The sequence below is a fragment of the Paenibacillus sp. GQ49 genome (genome assembly GCF_059759055.1).
In genome coordinates this window covers 253,265-278,274 of record NZ_JCAXEL010000008.1, presented here as the reverse complement: position 1 = coordinate 278,274, position 25,010 = coordinate 253,265, and the positions used below count along the sequence as shown (strand labels likewise).

Here is a 25,010-nt window from a genome sequence, read left to right as displayed (position 1 = left end):
GGCAACAGGAGAAACTGGAGTAACTGGAGTAACTGGAGCAACCGGTGAAACTGGAGCAACCGGAGATACTGGGGCAACTGGAGCTACTGGAGCTACTGGTGTAACTGGAGCTACTGGAGTAACAGGAGCAACAGGAGCAACCGGGGAAACTGGAGCTACTGGGGAAACTGGAGCAACCGGAGCTACTGGGGAAACTGGGGCTACTGGTGTAACTGGTGCGACTGGAGAAACTGGAGCTACTGGAGTAACTGGAGCTACTGGTGTAACTGGGGCAACTGGAGCTACTGGGGCAACAGGAGCAACTGGTACAGTAGACCCTACCGTAACTATAGTGGGAGTAGGCCCAGATGTTAGTTCTGAATTTAGCGAATTAAGAGCAAGTGAAAAAACGCCGATTATTGAATTGACTTCAGTATATGGTCTATCTAACCTAAGAGATATCGTCTCTACGTTGGGTGCTGCAACGGTTGGAACCAACAACACAGAGTTTCAATTAACCACGACAGCATCTGGAACAGATACGGCAATACTGCAAAGCTCAGAGCGAGGAAGGTATGAGTCAGGGTATGCTGGAGAAGCAGGGATCGGTGTGCGATTACCTGTTGCCCCTACAGGAACACAAGTGGTAAGATGGGGGCTTTTTGATGACCAAAATGGTTTGTTTTTTGGCCAGAGTGTGGCAAACGGAATATTTGTAGCAGTCAGAAGAGCAGGATCTGACACGATTATTCCTCAGGCTTCCTGGAACGTTGATAGATTAGATGGAACTAGTCCTAGCGGAGCTACGCTTAATCTGGCTAAGGGGAATATATTTCAAATTTTATTTACTTGGTACGGTTATGGGGTCATTGAGTTTAGAGTTGTTATTCCTGATCCTACGACTTTAGCACAAGAAGTAATCACCGTTCAACGATTCTCACCAAGCGGGCAAACAAGTTTGGCCGATCCTAATCTTCCTCTTCGTGCTGAAATCTCGAATAGTGGAACAGCATCTGCACTTAATTTATTTGTTGGAGGAAGACAATATAGTATTGTGGGAATATATAGCCCGGTATTCAGAATTACTTCTGAAAGAAGAACCGTAACTGCAACCGGGACTCTGACACCAATTTTGGCCTTCCAAAGGAAAGCAACTTTCCCAGCAGGTTCTGGCAGAACGAATTCAGTCAGTGTAAAACTTGAAGGCATCGACCTTGTAACCTCAGACGATATATACTACCAGGTCATATTAGGGGGCACCATTAATGGAGCCTTTGCAACGTATCCAACGGCAACGACGAATATTCCAAACTCGGAGACAGGTCTGTTAGTAAATAGTACGCTAACGACCATTACTGGAGGTCAGGTAATACTACAAGGCTTAGCAGCTGGCGTAGAAGGCAGTGCCAGAATATTAGCTTCCGCGTCATTATTGGATTTTCAATTACCAGACACTGAATTTGTCACGCTGGCTGTAGCTAACTTAAGTGGTGGTACGAATTCTGTCACCGCAACCTTTAGTGTCACTGAAGAATGGTAGTCAATAAAAGCTGGGAGAAGAATATTCACTTCTTCTCCCTCTTTCTGCAAAGGAGGAGAAACATTGTCAGATATTATCATCTCCAATATTGGACCAAATGTAAGTTCGCAATTCGATGAGATGCGTGTAGCACAAAAAACTCCAATTGTGGAGCTAACCTCTGTGTATGGTTTATCGATTCTAAGAGATGTAGTTACGACTACTGGGGCTGGCACGGTTACCAATGATGCGACTGAGTATAATGTGAGCAACACTGCCAGTGGGGTGGACTCGGCCGTTTTAGAAAGTGTATTGCGAGGACGATATGAACCGGGTTATGCAGGAGAGGCGGGGATAGGGGTTCGAATTCCTTCTCTGCCAATAGGTAACCAAGTGGCGCAATGGGGATTATATGATACTCAAAACGGAGCCTTTTTTGGAGTGAACAGTACTACGGTGTTTGTAACCGTACGTAGAGCAGGAGTTGATACGACAGTTCCACAAAGCTTATGGAATGTAGATCCATTAAACGGGACAGGGCCGAGTGGAGCTACATTAAACTTGTCCAAAGGGAACATATACCAAATTTTGTTTACATGGTATGGTTACGGAGTGATCGAATTTAGAGTGGTTATCCCTGATCCCGTAACGTTAGCCCAAGAGGTAGTTACCGTTCATCGATTCTCCCCAACAGGGCAAACAAGCTTTGTTGATCCAAATCTTCCGTTAAGAGCACAAGTCGCTAATAATGGAACTGGTGCTGCTTATAATATATTTGTGGGTGGAAGACAATATAGTATTATCGGAAAATATGAACCAACCTATAGAGTCACTTCCGAAAGAAGAAGAATAACAAATGTTACATCAACATTAACACCCGTCATTTCATTTACAAGAAAAGCTGTGTTTCCAGCGGGTTCGGCTAGAACGAATTCGGTACAGGTGAATTTGGAAGAAATTAATGTTATTTCATCCGTAGATCTAAGTTACCAAGTGCTTGTGGGAGGGACGTTAAATGGAACTTTTGTTAATTATCCCACAGCTACAACGATTATTCCCGATAGCGAGACCGCATTGCTAGTCAACAATACCTCTACAACAATTACAGGTGGAGAAGTGGTGTTTCAAGGCATTACAGGAGGGGGAGCAGGGAATACCAAAATACTGGCCATTTCAGAACTTTTGGATTTCACTCTTCCGGAAAATCAGGTTGTAACTTTAGCCGTATTGAATATTGGTGGTCCAGGCTCGAACACAGTTGATGTGGTATTTAGAGTAACGGAGAGTTGGTAATTAGTAATACACTGTAACAATTGACATCGAATGATTCAAAATCCAGAAATCAAAAAAATGTTCAAAGATAAAAGAAATAACGGAATAAATGTTATGTAAACCAAATGAAATTTGGATAGCTAATAACCACCTTAATACTCCTTATTACAGGAATACAGGTGGTTATTTTTTATACGTGGATTATTCCAATCCAGCGATCTGTTCTTTTAATTTGTTAGCAGAAGCCTGGAAAGCCACTTTCTCGGATTCATTCAGCGGAAGAGGCAGAATTTCGCGCACACCGTTGCGATCGACAACACATGGAACACCCAGATAAACATCCGATACACCATTGTAGTCTTCAAGGTAAGTGGATACGTTCAGAACGGAGCCTTCGTTGCCGAGAATTGCAGCTACAATGCGGTCCAGAGCAAGGGCGATTGCATAGGAAGTCGCTCCTTTGGCATTAATAATCTCATACGCTGCATTTTTGGTACGGTCGAAGATATCCTGTTGTGTTTCTTCATCCAATTCCAGATCTGTTCCTGCAACGTTAGCCAGGCTCCATACCGGTACTTCGGAATCTCCATGCTCACCAATAATGTGGGCGTGAATACTACGCGGGTCGATCCCTTTATTCTTACCAATCAGGTAACGGAAACGTGCGCTATCGAGCAATGTACCTGAACCAATGACACGGGAAGCAGGCCATCCGCTTTGTTTCCATGAAGTATAGGACAAAATATCTACAGGATTGGTTGCAATCAGCAAAATACCATGAGAATTCACTTCAGTAATGCGCTCAATAATATCTTTGAAAATGCTTGCATTTTTCTTCAGCAGATCAATCCGGGTTTCGCCCGGCTTCTGGGAAGCACCGGCTGTAATAATAATGATATCTGCATCTTTGCAGTCGGAATAATCGCCAGCCCATACTTTCACGCCTCCCGTAAATGGAAGACCGTGGTTCATATCCAGCATTTCGCCGGTTGCCTTATCATGATTCACATCCACAAATACCAACTCGGACGAACGCTGTCTCAACATTAGCGTGTATCCCGTTGTTGTTCCCACCGCACCCATGCCTACAATCACGACACGACTTGGTTTCAGAGCTGCACTATTTGTCATGTTCAATATCCTCTCCTTTTTGGGTTATACTCCCATCCATATTAAGGGATTAGAGAATATAAAGCGAGTGTTGTCTATAAAATAGTTCACATTTCATGTCTTTTTACCAATTATTCCGTCGAAAAACAGTTTAGGGTGAAATTAATGGTAATAAATGTGCGACCTATAGCCCAGAGTATGAGTTGGAAAAAGGGAGCGGGCCAACCATCAGTAGGCAATGAGCCTTTTACATAAGGTTTGTGGTAGAATAGGAGCAGTGGATTCTGATGAATCGTAAATAAAACGCCATAGGACAGGCATGCGCGCCTGTATATTGGATGAGAGAGGTGGAACCCACTTGCGTTTGCAATGGATTAAAATCGCGCAGACAGCATTGCTGTCTATATGTATAGCAGCTGTATTGGCTGCATGCACCGACTCAGATCAACCTCCGGAAGCAGAACCTCCGCAGCAGCAGCAGGAGGACGTCGGGAATACAGGGCAGACATTAACTGTCGTTCCCCCTGTGAACAGTACAGAATCTGCAGATATGGCCAAGTACCAAATACAGACCCGTTTGACCGATTTTCAGTTGCTCAATGACAACGGAGGATTGGCGTGGGGTGTGACGCGGAATGCGCTGCGCCTGTACTACACTCAGGATCAGGGAAAGACCTGGACCAATATTTCACCTTCGGAAAATGTACAGTTTCCGGCTAACCCTAAATATGGACAAAGCATTTATTTTGTAGATCGTGCACATGGTTGGATTGTTCGTGAAGGCATGGGTGGAACAGATACCATGGTGCTTCGCACCAACAATGGGGGCGTAACCTGGAGCCTGTCTTCTCTGTCCAAGACGGATAAAGTGACTGCGATCTCATTTGTATCTCCTGAAAAAGGCTGGATTCTCACCACGGTCGATACCGCTATTGGTAAACAGGACAAGAAACTTTACTTCACCGAGGACGGTGGAATCACCTGGAATCGGATGTCATCCAGTGATGAAGATGGCAAACAGGAAGCAGAAGAGATTTCCAAACGTGGATATACAACAGGGATGACTTTCTCGGATCCAAAACATGGTTTCTTAACAGCGCTGGAGTTCGGCACACCGAAGTTGTATGTAACATCAGACGGTGGAGAGAACTGGAATACTGGACCATCCTTCTTTGATCGAAACAAATTCAACGGGTGTGGTAATTTCAGTGTTAGTTCACCACAATTTTTTGGACGTGAAGCGCAATCAGCCTGGATGTCAATGTCCTGTTCTCAAGGGGAGAGCACGACATTCAATGGATTCTTTACCACCGATGGCGGAAAGAGCTGGAAGCTGTCCAATTTCACTTTAAACAAACAAACGGGTCCGAATCGTAACCTCTCACCGGTATTTCTGAACGCATCGGAAGGTTGGGCGATGCAAAAGGGCATAACCTACCACACTAAGGACGCGGGCAAAACGTGGAGCTCTCTTCCTGCAAGCAGTGTACTGGAGAAAATTCTCGAAGACTATCCGGAGATTGTGAAGATGCAGATGGTTACCCCCAAGCTTGGCTGGATATTAGTTGAAAATACAGATGCCAAAAGATCGTTGTTATTGCAAACGGTAGATGGCGGTGTACATTGGAAAGTATTATAAACGTAGAGTGTTATCGGTGTGAATAGATAGGAGAAGGGAGAGGAGCCTCAGGGTTCCTTTTCTTTTTTGTTTAGTTTGTGAAATAAATCACAATTAAATCCGCTAGAAGGTGATATATTTAACTCAACAAGAGAAGGAGTGATGAAGATGAGAACCAACGGTCAAACTCAATTCACGCAGGCGGATGAATTAACCAGATATATGCTTCAATTATGCTACACATGTGACGATGCGAATCGTTGTACGACAGAGGAAGCGGTGAAGGCTTGCATGGCAGAACACGCACAGGCAGACCAGCCCGAACCAGCCGAAGGTGGAGAAGTAACTCGCGGGTTTATGGACCTAATGTACGCTTAATTATCAAAACTGATCGAAAAAAGCTGATATATCAACGTTTTGCCCCAACAGGGGGCTTTCTTATTTTAAAAAATCACTGAAAAAATCACATTTCCTGCAGCACACTCATATTTAACACTTCAGCAAAATGTTTTTTTAACTTTTGGTCCGCATTATTTTGCATTTTCTGAGTGACATGAGTATATATGCCGAGAGTTATTTTTTCATCCCGATGCCCCACTCGTTGCATAATCGTTATTAAATCAACACCTGCCTCAGCAAGCATGCTGATATAAGTATGTCTGAAAATATGAGGTGTAGCATGCTTCTTTATAGTTGTTTTCTTCATAAGTTGTTGCATGTACTTCTGATGTATAGGATATCCGTCGGGTTTTCTAAAAACAAAGTTCTCATCGTGGTAATGCTTATACATTTTTTTATGTTGAAGATAACTACTATCAGATTGTTCCTGAAAATTCTTCAACATATTCATTATAGATTCGTCTATAGGTACGACTCTTATTGACGAAGTTGTTTTCGGTGGTGTTAATTCATAATTAATAAAGCTTTTCGCATGAAGAGTTTTGGTTATTCTAATATGATTTGCTTCAAAATCAATGTCTGGCCATTTAAGTGCACATAGTTCACCAGATCGAAATCCAGAGAATGCTAAGAGGTTAAATATCTCTTTGTCTAAGTATATTCCATAAATATTTATGACGTTGAAAAAGTTTATTAGCTCAACTCGATCTAAATATTTTTCTTCAACAAGTTGATCCTTATTTTCTATTTCAGCTACAGTAAGCATCTTAACTGGAATAATAGAGTCCGTAGTTGGATTATCAAGAATGTATTTGTTTTTAATAGCATATTTAAAGATCATGTTCGCAGTAGTTTTAAAACCGCTTATAGTATTGAAAGAATATCCTTGTTCAAACAACTGATAAAGACACTCTTGAAAATTTCTATGAGTAATAGTAGAGATCTTTCTTTTTGCAAAGTGTTTGTTTAAATTCTTGATTTCAACTCCTCTGGTTATAATGCTTCGTTTTTTCACCTTACCTTTAGAATAAACTCTAAACCATTCTTCAGCCACATCTTCAAAAAGTAAACTCTTATTCTTCTTAGCATTAATACCTCTCGATAATTGATCATACACAGCTTGAGCACGAGCGAATGCTTCCTTTTGAGTATCACCTCTTCGAGGTATCTGTTTCCGCTTTCCAGTTAAAGGATCAGGAGGACCCTCTAAAGTACATATCCACTTGTATCCTTGTTTATTGTTAGCCTTAATCTTTGTATAAGATGCCATGATGATCAGCTCCTCAAATTAACTAGTTTGATTTTTTAATTGTTGGAGAAGTCGTCTTGTTTCACTTGAAGTCTGTCTTGGTTTTGTTGAGCGAAACAGGTTGACTGCCATTTGAATTTTACCTTTCATAAGTTCAACATCTTCACGGTAGCTGTGGTATTCTTCGTGTAATCTGGAGGCAATCTGTTCAGCACGGTCTGCAGCCAACTCAATAGGGACTCTAAACTCTTCTGATAGAAGTCCAATATATTCAAGCCCAAGTCATATCTAAGGGTGTAGGGAGCAAGTAGTAGGGCATAGAAGCTATTAATCTAAAGTTTGTTGCCTGGATCTCTTGAAGATCAATAAAAAGCTTAGGTAGCTCATCTTGGTGTCCTTCGTGACGAACGATATGAGCAAGCTCGTGAAAGAAATCTGCCCTTTGTTGTATGAGAGAAGTATCTTTATTTAAAAAAATAACACTCCCCCAATCTTCCCAATGAGATTTGGGTTTTCCATTGTAATAAATGATGTCTGCACCCCATATGGAGGCAATTAGGTCGATATCCAGCTCATGCGGATGATTAATTCCAAACACTTGATACAAATCGCAGATCAACAGTTCTGTATCCGTTGGTTCATAATATGGAAGCATTATTCCATTTCCCCTTGTAAAATAGTACATATGTTCGGTTTTTGGTTTGAAAGAAAAGCCCAAAAGGGCTTTGTCGGATTACTTTGCTGCTGTGATACCAAAAGTAGAGATGTTATTGTCTTGGATTTTGAATCGATATTTAAAACCATTTCTTACAGTCGCTCCATCAAAAGCATTCAAGTTTACATCGCTATCGAGTAAACCTATATCTTTTATAACATCTTGCGCATCGTTGTATGTGTACTCACGATTAGTTGTCATGATCAGTGTAGCGATGGCTGTCATTAGCGTTCCACCAGTTTGTTCACTGAAACCATCAGTTCCTATTAGCATAACTTCCTGTATTTCTTCATTGGAGTTTAATACACCAACCATACTTAAGTCATCATTGAAAGTATATTTGAAAGTTCTTGTATCGCTCTCTTGAGACTTAGTTAAATCGAGTTTGGTTATACCTAAACCATTTAAGCGGTACTTACCCACGATTGAATTGAACACATTCTTGAATTCATCCGTCTTCATGTTAAAGAGTGACAGACCATTCTGCATTAAATCTTTCTGATTTTCAACAATGGTAGATGCAACTGGCGTATCTTCAGTCTGATCCGACACTGCGTTGATAGAATTATCAGCCAGGGCCCGAATGCCCAAAAGACCAACACAACATATTGTAAGAAATATACCTGTTAAAACCCAATGTCTTTTAGCTTTTCCGTTTTGTTTTTTTACGGATTTGACAGCAAGAACAACAAATATGAAAAATGCAAAGAAACCAATTAAGAATAGTATTGTGAATAAATCTTGCAAAATCTCACCTCTTAATTATCCTACTAACCAGCAATTATTTATCCTGCTGCTTTTTCTTCATTTCTCTCCAAGCCTGAATTGCTGCATCTGCGACCTGCTTTTCCTCTTCAGTCCAACTCTTCCCGCCATCCAAGTAAGCACTACCACCTGAAGGAGTTTTTGAAATTGAGCGACCTAAAATATAATCACCTGATACTTCAAAAAAATCAGCAAAAATATTGATTTCGTTATCTTCTATTGGACGTTTTCCAGATTCAATTCTCGATAGAACACTATTACTCATACCGATACGTTCTGAAAATTCAAGCTGACTTAAACCTCTTTCCTCACGCAAGTTCTTAATACGTTTTCCTGTTACGGACAAAGGAAAAACACTCCCTTTCTTTCTAAAACAGCAATTTAATGATACCATTTTTCTATTTTAGAAAAAACAATTTTGCTAAAGTGGCAAAAATTAGTTTGACTTTGCTGATTTAGCAATGTGATATATGGAACAAGAAGATTGCTAAATCAGCAAAGAGAGGGAGTGAAGAAATGCTTAGGGAATTCAATCTTCACTTTATAAAAGAAAGACGCAAGAAATTAGGTAAAACACTTCAAGACATGGCTGATTCACTAGACATGAAGAATGCTTCGACTTATATGAAATATGAAAATGGTGAGTATTCTTTTAAAGCAGTACACTTGCCAGTTTTGGCAAAACAACTTGAATGTAATCTTAGTAATTTTTTTGCTGAGAACTTTGCTAAAACAGCAAAGTAATACTTCTGAAAGGAGACTTAACATGTTCAAAATCGAAGTCAATCCCAGTGAACTGGAAGAAATGATTATGTCGGCTGTTCACAAAGCAATTGAACAATCAGCATTTGCTTCTTCACAAACTCATCCAACCCTGATGGATAAGAAGCAATTAATGGAGTTGCTACAGATCGGCGCTACGAAAGCGGCAGAGCTTTTGAACAGAGAGGATTTCCCAGTGATTAGAGAGTTTGGTCACCCAAGAGTACCTTTTCACTCATTAATGGTTTGGATTGACGAACATACTGAGTGGGTGAAATCCAATGCCAAAGGCTATTGGGAGCAGCGAGGAGGCACTGCTTAATGCCACTACACTGGTATCGCGAAACTTCTCCAGCCGCATGTGTCGCAGGAGCAACTATAAGAGTTTTACTTCAAGGCATCGAGCCTGATGAAGCTCTCCAGCAAACGTTATATAACGGTCGTCATACTGACAATCCGGAAGAGATTACGTTTGACGAACTAAATTCATTGAAGGAAACAACCCAAGCTCACCTTGAGCAAATAAGAAAATCCGCCGGAGCTGTACCGGCTGCCGGCGGACGATGAAGGGATCAGGGGAAGACCTTACAACACAATATTACATCAACCCTCTGTCCAAATTCATCAGACTAAAACGGACAAAGGAGATCTCGTAGATATGACAATTGGACATTTTCCTGGTGCATTGGGTGAAGTTCTCAAACGTACCGGCGATACTCTGGCGAAGGCAGGAGAAGCGGTTCACATGGATGGCTCACAGATTGGAAAGGTGATCAAAGGGACGCGTAATCCATCGAAAGAACTAATGCGTAGCGCGGCTGAACATTACGATGATGGTCAGTTATACATTGCTGCAGCTGGGGAAGTCACAGGTGGCGCTTTTGCTCCCTGGCTGGACAATGTGGACTTACATAGGGCATCGGTGCTTTTTAAAACGGTTGAGGAAATGAAGGAAGTTTTGGACCTGTCATCCGAGGTGCCGATCAATAAGACGGGCGACCAGCTCACCGAAGCTGATCGGCAGATAATGAAGCGGCTTCTGATGGAGACGGTCGAAGCGATAACGGCGCTCACGCACTTTGCAGCCGTGCTGTGCAAAGAGTATTCGTTCTCTTGGTTCGGGATCTGGAAAGAGCATCGGGCCGAGCTAAAGGCTAAAAAATATATGAAATGAGGTTAATTGAATGTCTCGTGAACAGTTGGCATATGAAGCATTGCAGGCTGGAAGAAACTCGAAGCACAACTTGGAACTGATCCGCAAACGGCCTGAGAAATTGTTGCCTGGGAAGATGAATGATGCGGAGCAGTATCTTAATAGGATGATCCGGTTCGCGGAAGTAGAAATGAAAAATGCCCGCCTGGCAGGGCGGACACTTGGTTTGAGAACTCGACTAAAGTCTCTTGTGCTGCAAATTTTACAGTCTCCCGAGCAAAAGCGCAAGGGGGAATCGGTATGAAAGATCAATTATACATCCAAATCATCATTAATTATACGGAATCAGCCAAGGCCCTACGTGAGAACACAGTTGCTGTGATGTCCTTCAATGGATTCGTTCATGGATCGGATTTCGAAGCCCTTTGGCGGGAACGGGATATGATTTATCACCGCTGGCAGAATGCTGCCGCGAGCCTTCGTGAGCTACCCATGGAATATATGTCACTTGCGATTAGTGCAATCGACCATATTTAGAACACATAAAAGAACAAGACAAGCCTGTCGGCCTTGTCTTCCGGCGTCGGACGGTTTCATAACCAACTCCCGTACGGCGTCGGAAGATGCGGCTGACGCATCAATACATTTGAAGGGAGGATAACTCGTGCAAATCATTCATCGGCTGACTGTTGTCAGCAATCCCACTCGTGTTTTCGAAGTGGGTACCGAAATCGAAGGCTGCGAGGTTATTGAGATCAAGCAAGTTGGTGCTGAGTACGAAGATCATGTCCATTCAGAATTTCATGTAATGGATGGTGATGGCCAACTGATTACAAGTGTTGAAAATGCTCCTGTGATTCTTGATTGGAAGACAATCGCAGAAGATGGGGAAGCACCAAGAAGTATCTTTACAAAAGAAAAATAGCCCGTTGCACCGGGCTATTTCAGAGCATTGAAAATTAAATATGGATACACGGTCATCTTACCATGGGTGACCGTTCCAAACAAGGAGGACGTTATGAGTAAAACGACTGCTATTACTGTCGACTTATCCGCTCAAACCATAGACGCTGCTGTTAAACCAGCGATGCACTACACGCCAGCAATTCTTTCCGTCTCGGGAACATTTGGTTCCGTTGAACTGATGGCCGATGACGATCAACTTGCGGCTGTAGCGGATGCAATCAGCCAGCACTTCAAATCAAAGGAGAAGAGTGCATGAGACAAATTACTTTGGTATCCCTGATCCTTCGCAATTTTAAGGGGTTACGGGATTTTGTATTGGAAGCTGACGGTCGCAGTGTTGCTGCTTACGGTGACAACGCCACTGGTAAGACAACGTTGTTCGATGGATTCATATGGACGCTGTTCGGTAAAGACAGCCAAAATCGCACGGACTTTGAAATAAAAGGTCTGGATGAAGCCGGGAAAGTTGCTGAACATGGCCTGCAACATGAGGTTGAAGCAATCCTGATGGTTGACCGTCGTCGCCGTTCTTTCAAAAAAGTGTTTGCCGAGAAGTGGACGCGTAAGCGGGGACAAGCAGCGGCAGAATTTGGTGGTCATACAACAGATTATTACGTTGATGGTGTGCCGGTTAAGCAAGGACAGTACAAAGCTGAGGTGGATGCACTGATTAATGAGGATGTTTTCAAACTTCTCACTAATCCCTCCTACTTTAACGAGATCCTTAAACCGGATGCCCGCCGCAAAGTGTTGTTGGAAGTCTGCGGCGAGATGACGGATAACGAAATCATTGCAAGCAGCAAGCAACTGGCGCCATTGGCTGACATTCTTGGAGATCGCAGCCTTGAGGATCACCGCAAGGTCATCGCAGCTCGTCGGACTGAGATCAACAAGGAACTTGAAAAGATCCCGGTCCGCATCGATGAAGCTCGTCGCAGTATGCCAGACGTATCCGACCTAGACGCTGAACTTCTGCAGGAGGACATTGAAACGATGCGCGGCAGAGTTGATGCCAAGACCGCTGAGCATCAACGAATTCAATCTGGTGGTGAGTTGTCGGCCAAGGAGATCCGCTTGCGGGAGATCAACGCAGAACTTACAGACATCAAGCATCGTGTTCAGGCAGATGGCTTACAAGCAGTCACTGAACAACGTGGACGTGTGATGCATCTGAAAAACGAAGCATCTGAATTGCAGTCTCGGATCTCTACAGGACAACGAGAGGTTGAACAATACAAACGGCAGATTACCCGTGCGGATAGCCAAGTCACTCGATTACGTGAAGAATGGGCAACGGTTGATAGTCTTCAATACCCTGTCCACGATCATGAACATGATGCCAATTGCCCAACATGTGGACAAGCGCTCCCTGATGATCAGTTACAAGCTGCTCAGGACAAAGCGTTGGAAACCTTCAACCTTGATAAATCCAAACGACTTGAAGGGATCAGTGCCGACGGAAAAGCAGCTGCTGAAGAAGTTCGAAAGCTGAAACATTCCATGTTTGATCTGGAAGAGAGCATGAAGAAGCTTCAAGAGCAATTGACAACCAAGCAAGCAGAAGTGTCTGCAGCTGAAGCAAACTTGCAAAGCCTGCAAGAAGCGGTTTCCGATCCGGCAGATGATGCCGAATACCAGGCCAAAAAGCAAGAAAGTGAAAACGTACGTGCTGAGATCGAACAGCTTCGTTCTTCTGCTGCTGATGCGGCTGGCAGAGTGCAAGCCGAGATCCGATTGTTCCGCGGTCAGGTGGATGAACTTGAAGCAGACAAAGCGAAGCTGGCGACAGTTAAGGCAACTGAGGAACGCATCGCTGAGCTGGCTGAACAGGAGCGTAAGCTTGCAGGCGAGTTTGAGAAGCTGGAACACGAGCTCTACCTCACAGAAGAATTCACTCGGACAAAGGTCAGCATGTTGGAATCCAAAATCAACAGTAAATTCAAATATGCCCGGTTTAGACTCTTTGAGGAACAGATCAACGGTGGTCTGAAGGACGTGTGCAAGACGTTGTTCAACGGTGTGCCTTATGAGGGCGGTTTGAACAACGCTGCTCGAATCAATGTTGGTTTGGACATCATCAACACGCTGGGACAACATTACGGATTCTCAGCACCGATCTTCGTAGACAATGCCGAAGCTGTGACGCAACTCATCGATACAGATGCCCAAATGATTCGTTTGGTTGTTCCACCGGCATTCAATAGTTTGCCAGAAGAGGTACAGGAAGAACTCAGCAAACAACATGGCAGTTATGAAGATGCTGAAGCTGCTTGGAGGGACAGAAACAAGAAACTCCGCTTAGAGCATAACGACATCCAGGAGGCGATTTAATTGAATACAGAAAAACAACAAGCTCCCCAAACAGGGGAGCAAGCAATTGCTAAAACAGAGCCGACACAATCTGAACGTTTTATGACCAAAGTCATTTCCGAATTTGGTTCAAGCGTTGGCGAAGTTGCTCTTACCAACTTCCAGAAACGTCTTGCTCAGAATTACTTTATAGCACTGGATGCAGTATTGAAGACTGCAGAAGAGAAACGTATGAAGAAAGCTGAAAAGTATCGTGACCCAGTCGCTATGACTTGGGCGAATGTGAACATGGACAAGTTGTCTCGTGATGTTGTTGCTTATGCACGGATTGGATTTGACCCAGCTCAAGCAAACCATATCAATTTAATTCCTTTCAAAAACAATAACACTGGTAAATATGATATTGCCTTCATTGAAGGATATCGCGGTCTTGAACTCAAGTCTGTGAAATACGGTTTAGATGTTCCCGATCATGTGACTGTTGAACTGGTTTATTCCACTGACTACTTCGTACCTCTTAAAAAGGACGCGAAGAACAAGCATGAAAGTTATGAATTCGAGATCAAGAACCCATTTAATCGTCGAACTATATTGGGAGGATTTTATTTTCACTCCTTCATCAGATCTCCTGAGAAAAACAAGTTGGTAATGATGACCCTCAAAGAGATTGAAAAAAGGAAGCCTGACCATGCAAGTGCGGAGTTCTGGGGCGGTGAGAAAGAAAAATGGGAGAACGGAAAAAAGGTTGGTAAGGAGACCGTTGAAGGATGGCACGAAAAAATGTGTTGGAAAACCGTTTATCGTGCGGCGCACAACGATATCACCATTGACTCACAGAAGATAGACGATGATTATCTGCGCCTGAAACAGATAGAGAGCGACTTGTCAGATGCTGAGGTCTCAGAAGAGATTAGAGCGAATGCAAATCGTGACGTAATCGATGTTACCCCGCCACACCTGGATGATACTCCAAACGATGTATCAGATGGTCAGCCTGAGATGGAGTTCGGTGATCCGGATGACGGGAAATCGGACAAGGCGCCTTTCTGATGATTGAGATTAGTTCTCTCGGCTCCAGCAGCGCGGGTAACGCCTACCGAATCACGGATGGAAAAACGCCGTTCCTGCTGGATGCAGGGCTTCGCTATAAAGACATTCAGCGCGGTCTTGCCTTCCGTGTGTCAGAGCTGGCCGGATGCCTTGTGAGTCACGAACATGGAGACCATAGTGTCGCTATCAAGGATCTGATCAAGGCTGGAGTGGACATATACACCAGTTCCGGCACTGCTGATGCTTTAGGGATAGACAGTCACCGTGTGCGGCGTGTATCGGCACTTGAGCCATTCACCATTGGTACCTGGTCAATTCTACCCTTTGATGTTCAGCATGACGCAGCGGAGCCCTTGGGGTTTCTCTTGGCTAATACGGCAGGGGACAAGCTTCTGTTTGCGACAGACACCTATTACATCAAGCATCGATTTACTGGACTCACTCACATCATGGTGGAATGCAATTATTCCATTCAGATCCTTAACCAAAATATCGCCGCTGGCCATGTGCCGGCGGTGATGAAACATAGATTGTTGCGTTCGCACTTCTCGCTCGAGAATGTGAAGGAATTCATCAGAGCGAATGACATGCGGCGTGTACAAGAGATTCACTTGCTTCACTTGTCAGACAACAACAGCGACGAAGCACTGTTCAAACGAGAGATAGCAGCACTGACAGGCAAATTGGTATATGTAGCGGGTAGGTGATCGATATGAACGATCTGTCAGGCAAGCCGCTCCTGAAGAGCATGATGGGCGAGCGGATCTGGCGACTATTTGATTCTGACAAAGTGGCCTTTCAACGCGAGACTATCGCATATTTTGAACGCGGGTACCCGGATTGGGAAGTAAAACGGGTCAAGTATCCGCATGTATTCTTACAACACAGAAGGGGGCATTGAGGATGCCCAAGGTAAAACAAATATCTGTCGGCGCTTCATATACCAAAAACCTTGGCAATTTTCAAAGTTTGAAGGTTGAAGCGAGCATCGTTATGGAGCTGCTTGACGATGATGATCCGAGCGTCGTTTATGAAGATGCTTGGGCAAGGGTACAAGATCAGGTTCGTAAGGGATTAGGGAAGGGGCAACCAAAGTGAGTAACACTAAACAAAGTAGAAAGGTAGTCTTCAACCAGTTGCAACAAATGTTTGAAGACGCCGCGATGGAAGGGCCGGAGGTTCTCCAGTCCCATTTAAGAGACGTTGCTTTCTCGTTGGGGGCACAGGCGGCAGCGTCGTCAGATCCTGCTCATATGCCGCAATCCATTAATGATTTGATTACTCAATTCGGCCGTGGAATTCAGACTATTACTCGGGAGATAACGGGCAATGAAAGCAAGTTCGAAGTCGCTGTTTACGCTGTTCAACAGAAATAATATTGGTTTATGGAACTGAAATCACGGCTGCTACGGGAGGGGGAGACGCAAGTGACCGAGACAGCCAGACCGACCCTTTCCGGGCTTCTGGAACAATTTGAAGCCATTGGCGGGCCGGAAGAGTTTGGTCCTGAAGGGATAGCAATAATGATTGCCTTATGGCGCCGCAGTGCAAAGCTTGGGTGGCGTAAGGCGTGGAAAATGACCAATAAGGATCTCATGGTCCAAACGGGAATTACGAACAAAGGTACGCTAAATGCTCATCGAAAAAAGCTAGTTGAAGCAGGATTGATTGGTTACATTCAACCGCCAAGAGGACAATCCAAAGGAGATTACAGCGTCGAATTCGACTTGTTGGGTGTCGGAGTGGAACAAAATTTGAACCACTTCAATAGCTACTCAGACGAAGTAGGACAGGAAGTGGAACAGAATTTAGACCACTTTGACGGGATAGGTGACAAAGTGGAACAAAAATTAAACCACATTCCGCAAGTAGAACGAAAAGTGGAACAAAATTTAGACCCTGTATTAAAAGATCTTCTTCTTTCTTCTTCTTCATCATCTGCTACTGCAGACGAGAATCAAATTGATCGACCACCTGATCCGGAGTATGAATCATTTTACTCGGCTCACAAGCGAGTGTTTGGATTTGAATGCAATCCATTCCAAGCACAGCAACTTATTGTTTACATCGATGAGGACAACATGGACGAGGCCGTGGTTATACGTGCAATGGAACGTGCAGCATTGGCTGCTTCAGGGTACAGGTTCACCCTTATTACCAAAATCCTTGGAGATTATCTGAGGTCTGGGGCCAAAACATTTGAAGCAGCCAAAGCGTTGGACGATGCTTTCGAAGCAAGGAAAGGTTCTTCAGTTACAACAGGTTCTGTACCGAGTGGTCGGAGACAGCAACCGTTAAGGCAACAAAAGAGGGACAGTTTAGAACAAAGGCTGAGGGAGGAGGAAGCCCGTGGAAAAGGCTGATGTTATTCGATTGTTCATGGCGATCACCGACGAATACCCGACTTTCGATGACAGTGAGGAGAATGTGGATCGCCACTACAAGCATCTTCAAGATTTTCCGTATGAAGCAGCTATTCAAAACTTAGATCAGCATATCAAGACTATAAAGTGGCCGCCGACCATCTCGGAGATCCGCGGAAGACTTGGCGAACAGATTGAACGTGAACGGATGCGAGATTTAACAGAAACATATTTTGCGGAGAGAGAAGCAGCGGCTCTTAAAGCTTGCCCGCCGCCGCCGGGATGGAAGGATGAGTTACTTGCAAAGCTTCGACATAGAAAATAACTTGCCCCACAGTATGCAGTTTGAACAGGCTGCCCTGGGTGCATTGATACTGAAGTCAGTGGAAGCTTTGGAACATGCAGAGATACTCACTGCAGATGCTTTTTACGATAAGGCCCATAGCCTAATTTACAAAACGATTGCAGGGTTGGCTGAAGGGCAAAATCCGATCGATCTCGTTACAGTAACGGAAAGCCTGAAGGAAAAAGGTGAACTGGATGATATCGGTGGAGTGAGTTACCTTGCTAAGTTGGCGGGGGGAGTACCTACTGCCGCAAATGCCGGTTACTACTTCGAACAGCTTCAGGATATGGCAGTTCGCAGGGATCTGATCCGGACTAATATTCTTCTGATACAGCAAGCAGCTGCTGGAACCGAACTGTCGCAGTTAATGTCCAGCGTTCAACAAGCACAGAACAAATTAACTGATCGAGCAGCACCAAAACAGGATTTTAAGCGCATTGAAAATGTGTTGATCGAAGTTGTGGAATCTGCTGAGGTTCGTTTTGACAACTTTAAGAACGGTACAGTCACAGGTATTCAAACAGGCTTCACCGATTTGGATAGTATCACAGCCGGATTGCAAAAGAGTGATTTGATTATTGTTGCTGCTCGACCATCAGTAGGTAAAACGGCCTTCGCTCTGAACATTGCCCAAAACGTGGCCATTCGGAATACCGAACCGGTAGCCATATTCAGTTTAGAGATGTCAGCAGCTCAGCTTGTTCAGCGGATGGTGTGTGCCGAAGGAAACATCGACGCGAGCAACATGAGGATGGGCGATTTTGCTTCAGACGATTGGACAAAGTTTGCTGAAGCAGTCGGAATCCTGGGTGCAACAAATATCCGTATCGACGATTCGCCGGGTATTACTGTTCACGAAATCCGCGCGAAGTGTCGCCGCCTTAAAAAGCAGGAAGGACTGGGGTTGATCGTCATCGACTATCTTCAGCTCATCGCAGGTCGTCAGGGAAAAGGTTCTGAGAATCGACAGCAAGAGGTTTCCGAGATTTCAAGGACGTTGAAGCAATTGGCTCGTGAATTGGATGTTCCGGTTGTTGCATTGTCCCAGCTCAGCCGAGCGGTCGAACAACGTCAGGACAAACGGCCGATGATGAGTGACTTGCGGGAATCGGGTTCGATCGAGCAAGATGCCGACATCGTAGCGTTCCTGTACCGGGATGACTACTATAACCAGGAGACCGAGAAGAAGAACATCATCGAGATCATCATCGGTAAACAACGTAATGGTCCCGTGGGTACCGTTGAACTGGTCTTCCTGAAACAGTTCAATAAATTCGTCAATTACCAACGCACTCATAACGATTCATTCGGGCCAAAACCGCCACAACAGCCCCAAAACATTGAACAACGCCAGTGGGCGTAGGGAGGGAACGGACATGAAACAGGGGAAACGGCCGACAAAGCGGCAAAAGATTGAGATTAAGGCTAATGGCTTGAATGCAGAGAATTGGCTGGTTGAAAGGGACTTGCCAGATCAAATGGTCATTGTTCACCGCTTCTCAGGTAAGCCAAGAACTATTCGGCGGGGAGCATGATGAACAACGCTTATAACAGATGGTCCGTTTCGGAGTACATGAGGCAGCGGTTCATGCGGACCGGACAGGTTCCTAATCGGGATGAGCTGCAGGCAGAGTTCGAGGGAATTGATCAAACTGAACTCAACGAAGGGATCGTTGAGTTTGATGCAATTGCTGGCGAATGGCCGGAACTGGAGGTGCAGCATGCGAAAGCTGATTGATCCGCACCATCAGACACATTTAAGTTATGTAGTCCGCGGGGACGATGGCCGCAAACTGGCCGAGGTGTTTGTCATTAAGCGGGACATGCTTCCTGCACGTCAACGGCGTAGAGAAAGATCGAAAGGACGGCGACGCACATGATCACTTTCACAGTATATGGTGAGCCGGTGGCGCAGGGGCGTCCAAAAGCTTCGACCAGCACAGGTTTTGTGAAGATGTACGATCCGAAGAAATCTAAGGATTACAAAGATTACGTGAAGCTGGCAGCTGCTGAACATGCGCCGAAGGCATTGCTAGAAGGTCCGATAGGAATGGTGTTGACGGTTTACCGATCTATACCAAAATCTATCAGCAAAAGCCCAAAGAAGGCGATGCTCGCTGAAGCTGGACAAATTGTACCGACGACCAAACCGGACGTGGACAATTACCTGAAGGGTGTCAAGGATGCCTTGAAAGGTGTGATTTGGAAGGATGATAGCCAGGTTGTTGAAGTGTTTGCTCGGAAGCGTTACAGCGCTCGGCCACGCATTGAAGTGAAAATCAAGGAATTATCACAATTATAAAATTTGAGGAGATGACTGAAATGATTAAAAACTTTGCAAAATTCAGCGCAACTATGGGAAAAGGATTTAAAGTCGGCGAGTCTGATGTGGAGATTAAACTTACTTTGCCGTTGAAGGTTGTTCAGGATAATTTCATGTTCTTGTCCACTAACCAAGGTGAGAAAATCAATGTGTTCCTTGGAGATCCGCAAGCAGCATTTGAGTTTGAAGAGGATGAACGGGACGCTATGTACCGTACTTGGAACGGGGGTCGTCTTGTGACAACCGATGCATCAGGAGTGGTGACCAGAATTGAGGGAGCTGACGAACCTGAGCAGGACGAGAATCAGGCTCAGTTGTTTGGACCAGCTGAAGCGCCAATTGATCAAGAGCAACCAACTGGAGACGGTCAGGAAACTGGTGAGGGTGACGCCCAGCCAACTGTTCCACCGACAGGCGGCGATGATCCTGGTACTGATCCAAATGATCCTTACGGTGATAACGATAACAATGACATTCCAGACTGGATGAAGGATGGCGGCGATGATCAGTCCGGATCGAAGGAAATGGACTTTACTTCTTCAGATGGTTCAGAAGGTGACAAACCGCCGACCGATACCCAACACGTAACACAACAAGATCCGCCTGCAGTTGATAAAGCAAATCCACCTGCTGAGATCGATAAGGAAGAACTTGAACAATTCATCCTTGCTCAGCGCCCAATCTTTGATGATATCAAACTTGCTGATGGTCCTGCCGATTTCCCTGCACTGCTTCAGCAACGGAAGGTAGAAGGCAAGACATGGTTGGAGATTTCAAAAGAAATGAACATCCCAAGTTCGCAAATCAGTTCCAAGTTCAACGCCTACAAAAAGCGCGTCACTAAAATGATGCAGGATGGCGTAGCAGTCTAAGCATCATTCATATAGCAGCATCCCCCCGGTCGAAAGTTGGCCGGGGTGACCAGTTGCATGCATCAAACAGAACGTATGATCTCAAAATTACCAAGAAAGGGCGATTTCATGGGAGCGTTATTGAACAACGTTGAGTATAAAACGTCCGCCTTCCTGTTTGCTGGAGTTGGTGGAGCAACGGCAGGTGCTATGCGTAGCCAAGTGGAATACGGCGGCAAGTTGTACAAGTTCAAGGTGCTTTGTGCGATTGATTCCGATCCAGTAGCCTGCAGAAATCACGATCTGATCACTGGCGAGGAAACATCAGTCTGCATGGATTTATTCGAACGATGGCAATACGAAGCTTGGCACGGTCACGAGCCGCCAGAGGATTGGCAAGAGGTTACAGCTTGGGACGTATGGCAGGCATTCAAGGAGCAAGTCCCGTTTTTCTTGTTCTTGTCCCCGCCATGTAAAGGACTGAGCGGACTTCTGCCAGCAAACAAAGCGGCGTCTGACAAGTACCAAGCCCTTAACTATTTAACGGTTCATGGGTTGGAACTGACGTTGCGTGCATGCCTTGAATATGGCGGTTCGGTACCGGCAGTTATACAGCTTGAGAATGTGCCGCGGATCACCAGCAGAGGAAAACCACTTCTGGCCAAGATTAAGAAGCTACTTAAGAAACATGGGTACGCCGTAAGCATCCGCTCAGATCACAACCTTGGGGAAATCGGAGGGCTTGGCCAAAACCGTGTGCGTTTCCTCATTCTGGCCAGACACGAAGCACAGATGCCGAATGTCATTTACTATCCGCTTAAAAAGTCATTGCGTTCTATCGGTAACGTGCTTGCTTATCTACCAGAACCGGGTGACATCGTAGCAGGTGGTCCACTTCATAAGCTTCCAAGGCTCCAATGGAAAACGTGGATGAGGTTGGCCTTGATTCCTGCAGGTGGCGACTGGCGTGATCTTAATCTTATTGGTTGGGAAAACCTTCGCGTAGTGCATGAACCACGTAGTGGTGCTTACGAGGTAGCGGATTGGGAGGAACCGAGCAGAGCGGTCACAAGCACGGCGGGACCTGGACGAAGTAATGGCGTAGCGGCCATATCGGACCCGCGTCTGCAGATAAACGGAGATGGGAAAACGAATCTGTTCCGCGTTCAGCTCAGCGATGACCCAGCGACGTGCATCACCGGCGCAGCTGGACCAAATCAGGGGGCTACTAATATCTCCGACCCTAACCTTACCAACAGGGAAGGGCGACATCCAGGAGTCTACCGGATTGTTCCTGCAGATGAACCAGCTCCATGCGTTACAGGAACACGATTCGGATCCGGTGCAATTGCAGTTGCAGATCCACGCGTTAACACTAAACTGCATTCGGACAGTTACGGTGTACAGGATTGGGACGCTACAGCTAAAACCGTTCGTTCGGCAAACCGCATTATGCAATCTGCTGGCAGCGTGTCAGATCCACGGGTACCGGATAGACCAGGGCGATATACGGATCAGTTCCGGATGCAGTCAGTTGATGGTCCCGCGGCTACGGTAACGGGATCGACTGATGTACAAAACGGCGCGCAGCTCATCGCAGATCCGAACGTGTCCGGTCATTATCACGACGGAGCTTATAGGGTATCAGACTGGGAAAATACATCCCCAACAGTAACCACAGGCGGTGTATCTGCAGGGCAAGGCAAGGTCATTGCAGATCCTCGGATTAAAAGCAAACCACGTGCAGATACGATGGGTGTTCAAGAATGGAATTCAACAGCTAAAACCGTGACTGGAAGTATGGATGTTCATGCCGGCGCTGCAGCAGTTGCAGATCCAAGAATACCTTCTGATAAAGAACAAGGGGTTTGGATGATAATTGCCTCTGATGGTACTTGGCACCGACCACTCACGACGTATGAACTAGCTATGATTCAGAGTTTCGCAACGCACCTTCCAGACGGACGACCGTTCCAACTGGTTGATTGCTCGGATGCAAAGGCACGGGAGTACATCGGAAACGCCGTACCTCCTGATGCGCAGGAAGAGATGGGCAACGTCCTCCTACTGGCTGCCGCAGAAGCTGAGGCAGGGATATCATTCGCACTGAGCTGGGACCCAGTTTGGGTGTCACCAGCAAAGGAGGAGATCCATGTAATAATTCATTAGTGGATTTCCTCGACGATTCACTGGGGACACAAATTTATTATGTTAACGACAGACCCATTGCCATCCATGTGTGGTCCAAACCCAATTACAGGTAGGAGGATTAGTTGGCCCCATTGATTGTTGGACATTTACGATGTGGGTTCCTTGGATGGTATTCTTTAACGGTATACCATTATGATATTTTACGTATGTTACTTCTGATTCGATAGCATCAATGGGGATGACTTCTTCGATGATTACAGCATTAACTACTGTCCCGTTAATCAGTGTGATATCAACAAGGATACCTTTCCATTTTTCTAATTGGTTTGGTGTTTGGATACGTGCTCCAACAGATCTGTGATTTTTACCCATAGTATTAATCAGCCTCCTGAAATAAGTTTAGGTCACAGTCCAATGTATTAAATAAAATCAATTTTGTTCGTTATGTATAAGCCTAAATCTCACTGGATAGGATTTAATAACCATTTAAGTTGAAAAGTATTTCAGCTATTTAAATATAAGAAATGGGAATAGTCCACAAAGAAATATCCCCCGCAAGCTTGGCGGCCAGGCGGGGGACTCATCAGTTAAACCTCACCAAAAATTATAACACGGTGAGGGGATCAAAATGGGGAAACGCCGAAAAAACAACTTACAATTAACTTTTAACATACTGCCGATCGACGAGAAAGCTACCCGCCGCGCTGTGGAGGAATATATTGAAACCGTTCGGCAGTACCGGCAGATCGGTTTCGTGAGACGGCAGGCAGCAGTCACGCAGGCTTATGTTTATAGAGAACATCAATCTACTAATGCAATTAATAAGCAAACGGAGAACATTGCTGTTTACAACGTAGATAAGGAAGCGGAACTGAAGGAGAAGGATCGGTTACTTAGTCTTGCAATGGAGAAGTTATCTTCTGTTCAACGTGAAGTTATTCAACGTAGTTATTTGGATAATGAAGGCGAGTTCGATTATATCAGTTGCGGAGAGATGGGTATAAGCGAAAGCACATTTAGAAGAATTAAGCTTGAAGCGGTGAGTGTACTTGCAAGTGCACTGGGCTTAGAAGTCATACAAGAGCAAGTAAAGGAAGGCGTTTGTTGATTTATATGAAAAAGCAAGGTATGACTGATGGATTAACCAGTCTACCCTGCTTTTTTTATAGAGTATCGTTATTACTTCTTTTTAGTAGGCATCTTAATCACAAAGAACAACAAAGATAAGAAGAATAGAGCCTGTGAGATAGTTACCAGTAATCTGATTCCTTCACCAGAATCTTTTATACCAAATAGAATATCGATTATGGATACCAAACCTGTAGATATGAGTATAAACAGTGCGAGTATGTACACGTTTAGTCCTCCCTAAGTTCGATTTTATAGCAGGAAGAAGACAATTGCTCTTGCAGCTGGATCACTTAACCATGATGGAACACCAACGGATTGTAAGGCATTAGAAAGACCATCTTCTGCAGTACCTGAGAAATCTACCATGATATCCAAAGCTTGCATTAGTACTTGATAGCTGAGGTATGTTTTCAAAGTAGTTTTTGCACCAGCTGTCAATGGTAATTTATCTACGTACACTTTAATCTGTTCATTCCAAGCACGTGACCCAACGTTTTTGAGTTTTTTGATTAATTCTTGTGCTACTTCTTTTGCCAGTTTTGTTTTCCAACCAAGCGTACCGACTTCTCCAGCAGCAGTAGTCATTCCTAGTTCAGAACCAACAGTTCTAAAAAGAGCGTCGTAATCAACTTGTCTTAATTCTAATTCAATTCTGGCATCTTTGTTAATAGGACCAGTGGGCAATTCAATTTGTGTCCCTGTGTTGACAGGTGAAGTGCCATTAGCAACTTGAGCGCTGGCGAAAGCGGGTAGTGTAAATGATGACAGTAAGAGTGCGGAAAGTGATGCGATTCCAAGTTGCTTAATTTTTTTCATAGATTCAGACCTCTTTTCATAAAATTTGGTTTTTACAGGAATATTATATCACTAGTAATCTATCAAACACAAATTATGGGTGTATTACCTTAAATTTTACATTAAGTTTACAAAGTGTTCTCTTGAATTTGTTGACTGATTAATGACCTTATTTTGAATGAA

35 protein-coding genes are annotated in these 25,010 nt (G+C 44.6%); 28 read left to right on the top strand and 7 right to left on the bottom strand.

Translation table 11 applies throughout. The features are described from left to right. Window positions 1-1,519 (top strand): hypothetical protein (locus tag AC6CIF_RS16745; RefSeq protein WP_498200568.1); only part of this gene is annotated, 1,519 nt, incomplete at its 5' end. 63 nt (window positions 1,520-1,582) lie between these two features. Further along, window positions 1,583-2,791: a hypothetical protein gene (locus tag AC6CIF_RS16740; RefSeq protein WP_498200566.1), complete on the top strand. Its 1,209-nt coding sequence runs from the start codon at window positions 1,583-1,585 to the stop codon at window positions 2,789-2,791. A 180-nt stretch (window positions 2,792-2,971) separates the two neighbouring features. On the opposite strand, the gene AC6CIF_RS16735 is transcribed toward AC6CIF_RS16740, so the two are convergent. Further along, the gene (locus AC6CIF_RS16735) at window positions 2,972-3,901 is read right to left on the bottom strand and encodes an L-lactate dehydrogenase (RefSeq protein ID WP_076217081.1); all 930 of its coding nucleotides are present in this window, start codon (window positions 3,899-3,901) and stop codon (window positions 2,972-2,974) included. Window positions 3,902-4,238: 337 nt separating this feature from the next. Between AC6CIF_RS16735 and AC6CIF_RS16730 the strand changes: the two genes are divergently transcribed. After that, on the top strand, window positions 4,239-5,519 hold the full coding sequence (locus tag AC6CIF_RS16730) for a WD40/YVTN/BNR-like repeat-containing protein (protein WP_498200564.1): 1,281 nt from the start codon (window positions 4,239-4,241) through the stop codon (window positions 5,517-5,519). A 147-nt stretch (window positions 5,520-5,666) separates the two neighbouring features. After that, a complete protein-coding gene (locus AC6CIF_RS16725) occupies window positions 5,667-5,876 on the top strand; it encodes a hypothetical protein (RefSeq protein WP_091029464.1) in 210 nt (69 codons plus the stop codon). An 85-nt stretch (window positions 5,877-5,961) separates the two neighbouring features. Here the strand turns inward: AC6CIF_RS16725 and AC6CIF_RS16720 are convergent, their stop codons facing one another. The 4 genes from AC6CIF_RS16720 to AC6CIF_RS16705 all read right to left on the bottom strand — a co-directional run bounded on the left by AC6CIF_RS16720 (window position 5,962) and on the right by AC6CIF_RS16705 (window position 8,972). Continuing rightward, entirely contained in the window at window positions 5,962-7,167 is a 1,206-nt protein-coding gene (locus tag AC6CIF_RS16720; RefSeq protein WP_498200562.1) for a tyrosine-type recombinase/integrase, read from the bottom strand. A gap of 250 nt (window positions 7,168-7,417) precedes the next feature. Next, window positions 7,418-7,801, bottom strand: a complete 384-nt coding sequence (locus AC6CIF_RS16715; protein WP_498200560.1) for an ImmA/IrrE family metallo-endopeptidase — start codon at window positions 7,799-7,801, stop codon at window positions 7,418-7,420. A gap of 78 nt (window positions 7,802-7,879) precedes the next feature. Then, window positions 7,880-8,608, bottom strand: coding sequence for a hypothetical protein (locus AC6CIF_RS16710; RefSeq protein WP_498200558.1), 729 nt, complete (start codon window positions 8,606-8,608; stop codon window positions 7,880-7,882). A 34-nt stretch (window positions 8,609-8,642) separates the two neighbouring features. Then, the gene (locus tag AC6CIF_RS16705; RefSeq protein ID WP_339309765.1) at window positions 8,643-8,972 is read right to left on the bottom strand and encodes a helix-turn-helix domain-containing protein; all 330 of its coding nucleotides are present in this window, start codon (window positions 8,970-8,972) and stop codon (window positions 8,643-8,645) included. Between the two features lie 170 nt (window positions 8,973-9,142). On the opposite strand from AC6CIF_RS16705, the gene AC6CIF_RS16700 reads away from it, so the two are divergent. From AC6CIF_RS16700 to AC6CIF_RS16590, 23 genes are all read left to right on the top strand, one after another. Next, complete coding sequence (locus tag AC6CIF_RS16700; RefSeq protein WP_498200556.1) at window positions 9,143-9,370, top strand: helix-turn-helix domain-containing protein; 228 nt, start codon at window positions 9,143-9,145, stop codon at window positions 9,368-9,370. 22 nt (window positions 9,371-9,392) lie between these two features. Continuing rightward, on the top strand, window positions 9,393-9,710 hold the full coding sequence (locus AC6CIF_RS16695; RefSeq protein ID WP_498200554.1) for a DNA-binding protein: 318 nt from the start codon (window positions 9,393-9,395) through the stop codon (window positions 9,708-9,710). Then, window positions 9,710-9,955 (top strand): hypothetical protein, encoded by a 246-nt coding sequence (locus AC6CIF_RS16690; protein ID WP_105599228.1) that lies wholly within the window; start codon window positions 9,710-9,712, stop codon window positions 9,953-9,955. Before AC6CIF_RS16695 ends, AC6CIF_RS16690 begins: the two co-directional genes overlap by 1 nt. Before the next feature lie 91 nt (window positions 9,956-10,046). Further along, the gene (locus AC6CIF_RS16685; RefSeq protein ID WP_105599227.1) at window positions 10,047-10,562 is read left to right on the top strand and encodes a helix-turn-helix transcriptional regulator; all 516 of its coding nucleotides are present in this window, start codon (window positions 10,047-10,049) and stop codon (window positions 10,560-10,562) included. Window positions 10,563-10,572: 10 nt separating this feature from the next. Continuing rightward, the gene (locus AC6CIF_RS16680; RefSeq protein ID WP_498200552.1) at window positions 10,573-10,845 is read left to right on the top strand and encodes a hypothetical protein; all 273 of its coding nucleotides are present in this window, start codon (window positions 10,573-10,575) and stop codon (window positions 10,843-10,845) included. Further along, the gene (locus tag AC6CIF_RS16675) at window positions 10,842-11,078 is read left to right on the top strand and encodes a hypothetical protein (RefSeq protein WP_498200550.1); all 237 of its coding nucleotides are present in this window, start codon (window positions 10,842-10,844) and stop codon (window positions 11,076-11,078) included. The genes AC6CIF_RS16680 and AC6CIF_RS16675 overlap by 4 nt, the downstream gene beginning before the upstream one ends. A gap of 127 nt (window positions 11,079-11,205) precedes the next feature. After that, a complete protein-coding gene (locus AC6CIF_RS16670; protein ID WP_339309759.1) occupies window positions 11,206-11,466 on the top strand; it encodes a hypothetical protein in 261 nt (86 codons plus the stop codon). A 93-nt stretch (window positions 11,467-11,559) separates the two neighbouring features. Beyond that, window positions 11,560-11,763, top strand: coding sequence for a hypothetical protein (locus AC6CIF_RS16665; RefSeq protein WP_062319452.1), 204 nt, complete (start codon window positions 11,560-11,562; stop codon window positions 11,761-11,763). Beyond that, window positions 11,760-13,838, top strand: coding sequence for an ATP-binding protein (locus AC6CIF_RS16660; RefSeq protein WP_498200547.1), 2,079 nt, complete (start codon window positions 11,760-11,762; stop codon window positions 13,836-13,838). The genes AC6CIF_RS16665 and AC6CIF_RS16660 overlap by 4 nt, the downstream gene beginning before the upstream one ends. Continuing rightward, complete coding sequence (locus AC6CIF_RS16655) at window positions 13,839-14,867, top strand: recombinational DNA repair protein (RecE pathway) (RefSeq protein ID WP_498200545.1); 1,029 nt, start codon at window positions 13,839-13,841, stop codon at window positions 14,865-14,867. Beyond that, complete coding sequence (locus tag AC6CIF_RS16650; protein WP_498200543.1) at window positions 14,867-15,574, top strand: MBL fold metallo-hydrolase; 708 nt, start codon at window positions 14,867-14,869, stop codon at window positions 15,572-15,574. Before AC6CIF_RS16655 ends, AC6CIF_RS16650 begins: the two co-directional genes overlap by 1 nt. A 5-nt stretch (window positions 15,575-15,579) precedes the next feature. After that, on the top strand, window positions 15,580-15,768 hold the full coding sequence (locus AC6CIF_RS16645) for a hypothetical protein (RefSeq protein WP_498200541.1): 189 nt from the start codon (window positions 15,580-15,582) through the stop codon (window positions 15,766-15,768). A 2-nt stretch (window positions 15,769-15,770) separates the two neighbouring features. Beyond that, entirely contained in the window at window positions 15,771-15,965 is a 195-nt protein-coding gene (locus AC6CIF_RS16640; RefSeq protein WP_498200539.1) for a hypothetical protein, read from the top strand. After that, window positions 15,962-16,243, top strand: coding sequence for a hypothetical protein (locus AC6CIF_RS16635; RefSeq protein ID WP_498200537.1), 282 nt, complete (start codon window positions 15,962-15,964; stop codon window positions 16,241-16,243). The genes AC6CIF_RS16640 and AC6CIF_RS16635 overlap by 4 nt, the downstream gene beginning before the upstream one ends. 51 nt (window positions 16,244-16,294) lie before the next feature. Next, window positions 16,295-17,230: a DnaD domain protein gene (locus tag AC6CIF_RS16630; protein ID WP_498200535.1), complete on the top strand. Its 936-nt coding sequence runs from the start codon at window positions 16,295-16,297 to the stop codon at window positions 17,228-17,230. Next, a complete protein-coding gene (locus AC6CIF_RS16625) occupies window positions 17,217-17,555 on the top strand; it encodes a replicative helicase loader/inhibitor (protein ID WP_074092989.1) in 339 nt (112 codons plus the stop codon). The genes AC6CIF_RS16630 and AC6CIF_RS16625 overlap by 14 nt, the downstream gene beginning before the upstream one ends. After that, entirely contained in the window at window positions 17,521-18,939 is a 1,419-nt protein-coding gene (gene dnaB / locus AC6CIF_RS16620) for a replicative DNA helicase (RefSeq protein WP_498200533.1), read from the top strand. Before AC6CIF_RS16625 ends, dnaB begins: the two co-directional genes overlap by 35 nt. A gap of 13 nt (window positions 18,940-18,952) precedes the next feature. Further along, entirely contained in the window at window positions 18,953-19,111 is a 159-nt protein-coding gene (locus AC6CIF_RS16615) for a DUF6906 family protein (protein WP_162842437.1), read from the top strand. Between the two features lie 53 nt (window positions 19,112-19,164). Continuing rightward, a complete protein-coding gene (locus AC6CIF_RS16610) occupies window positions 19,165-19,314 on the top strand; it encodes a hypothetical protein (protein ID WP_498200531.1) in 150 nt (49 codons plus the stop codon). After that, window positions 19,298-19,456, top strand: coding sequence for a hypothetical protein (locus tag AC6CIF_RS16605; protein ID WP_498200530.1), 159 nt, complete (start codon window positions 19,298-19,300; stop codon window positions 19,454-19,456). The genes AC6CIF_RS16610 and AC6CIF_RS16605 overlap by 17 nt, the downstream gene beginning before the upstream one ends. Continuing rightward, a complete protein-coding gene (locus tag AC6CIF_RS16600; RefSeq protein ID WP_498200528.1) occupies window positions 19,453-19,878 on the top strand; it encodes a RusA family crossover junction endodeoxyribonuclease in 426 nt (141 codons plus the stop codon). The genes AC6CIF_RS16605 and AC6CIF_RS16600 overlap by 4 nt, the downstream gene beginning before the upstream one ends. Window positions 19,879-19,898: 20 nt before the next feature. Further along, window positions 19,899-20,771, top strand: coding sequence for a hypothetical protein (locus AC6CIF_RS16595; protein ID WP_498200526.1), 873 nt, complete (start codon window positions 19,899-19,901; stop codon window positions 20,769-20,771). A gap of 57 nt (window positions 20,772-20,828) precedes the next feature. Next, window positions 20,829-22,919 carry a DNA cytosine methyltransferase gene (locus AC6CIF_RS16590; protein WP_498200524.1) on the top strand — a complete coding sequence of 697 codons (2,091 nt, stop codon included), beginning with the start codon at window positions 20,829-20,831 and terminating at the stop codon, window positions 22,917-22,919. A 42-nt stretch (window positions 22,920-22,961) separates the two neighbouring features. Here the strand turns inward: AC6CIF_RS16590 and AC6CIF_RS16585 are convergent, their stop codons facing one another. After that, complete coding sequence (locus AC6CIF_RS16585; protein ID WP_498200522.1) at window positions 22,962-23,273, bottom strand: hypothetical protein; 312 nt, start codon at window positions 23,271-23,273, stop codon at window positions 22,962-22,964. Window positions 23,274-23,529: 256 nt separating this feature from the next. On the opposite strand from AC6CIF_RS16585, the gene AC6CIF_RS16580 reads away from it, so the two are divergent. Beyond that, on the top strand, window positions 23,530-24,009 hold the full coding sequence (locus AC6CIF_RS16580; RefSeq protein WP_498200521.1) for an ArpU family phage packaging/lysis transcriptional regulator: 480 nt from the start codon (window positions 23,530-23,532) through the stop codon (window positions 24,007-24,009). A 272-nt stretch (window positions 24,010-24,281) separates the two neighbouring features. On the opposite strand, the gene AC6CIF_RS16575 is transcribed toward AC6CIF_RS16580, so the two are convergent. Beyond that, window positions 24,282-24,848 (bottom strand): hypothetical protein, encoded by a 567-nt coding sequence (locus AC6CIF_RS16575; protein WP_433581280.1) that lies wholly within the window; start codon window positions 24,846-24,848, stop codon window positions 24,282-24,284. Window positions 24,849-25,010 lie beyond the last annotated feature (162 nt).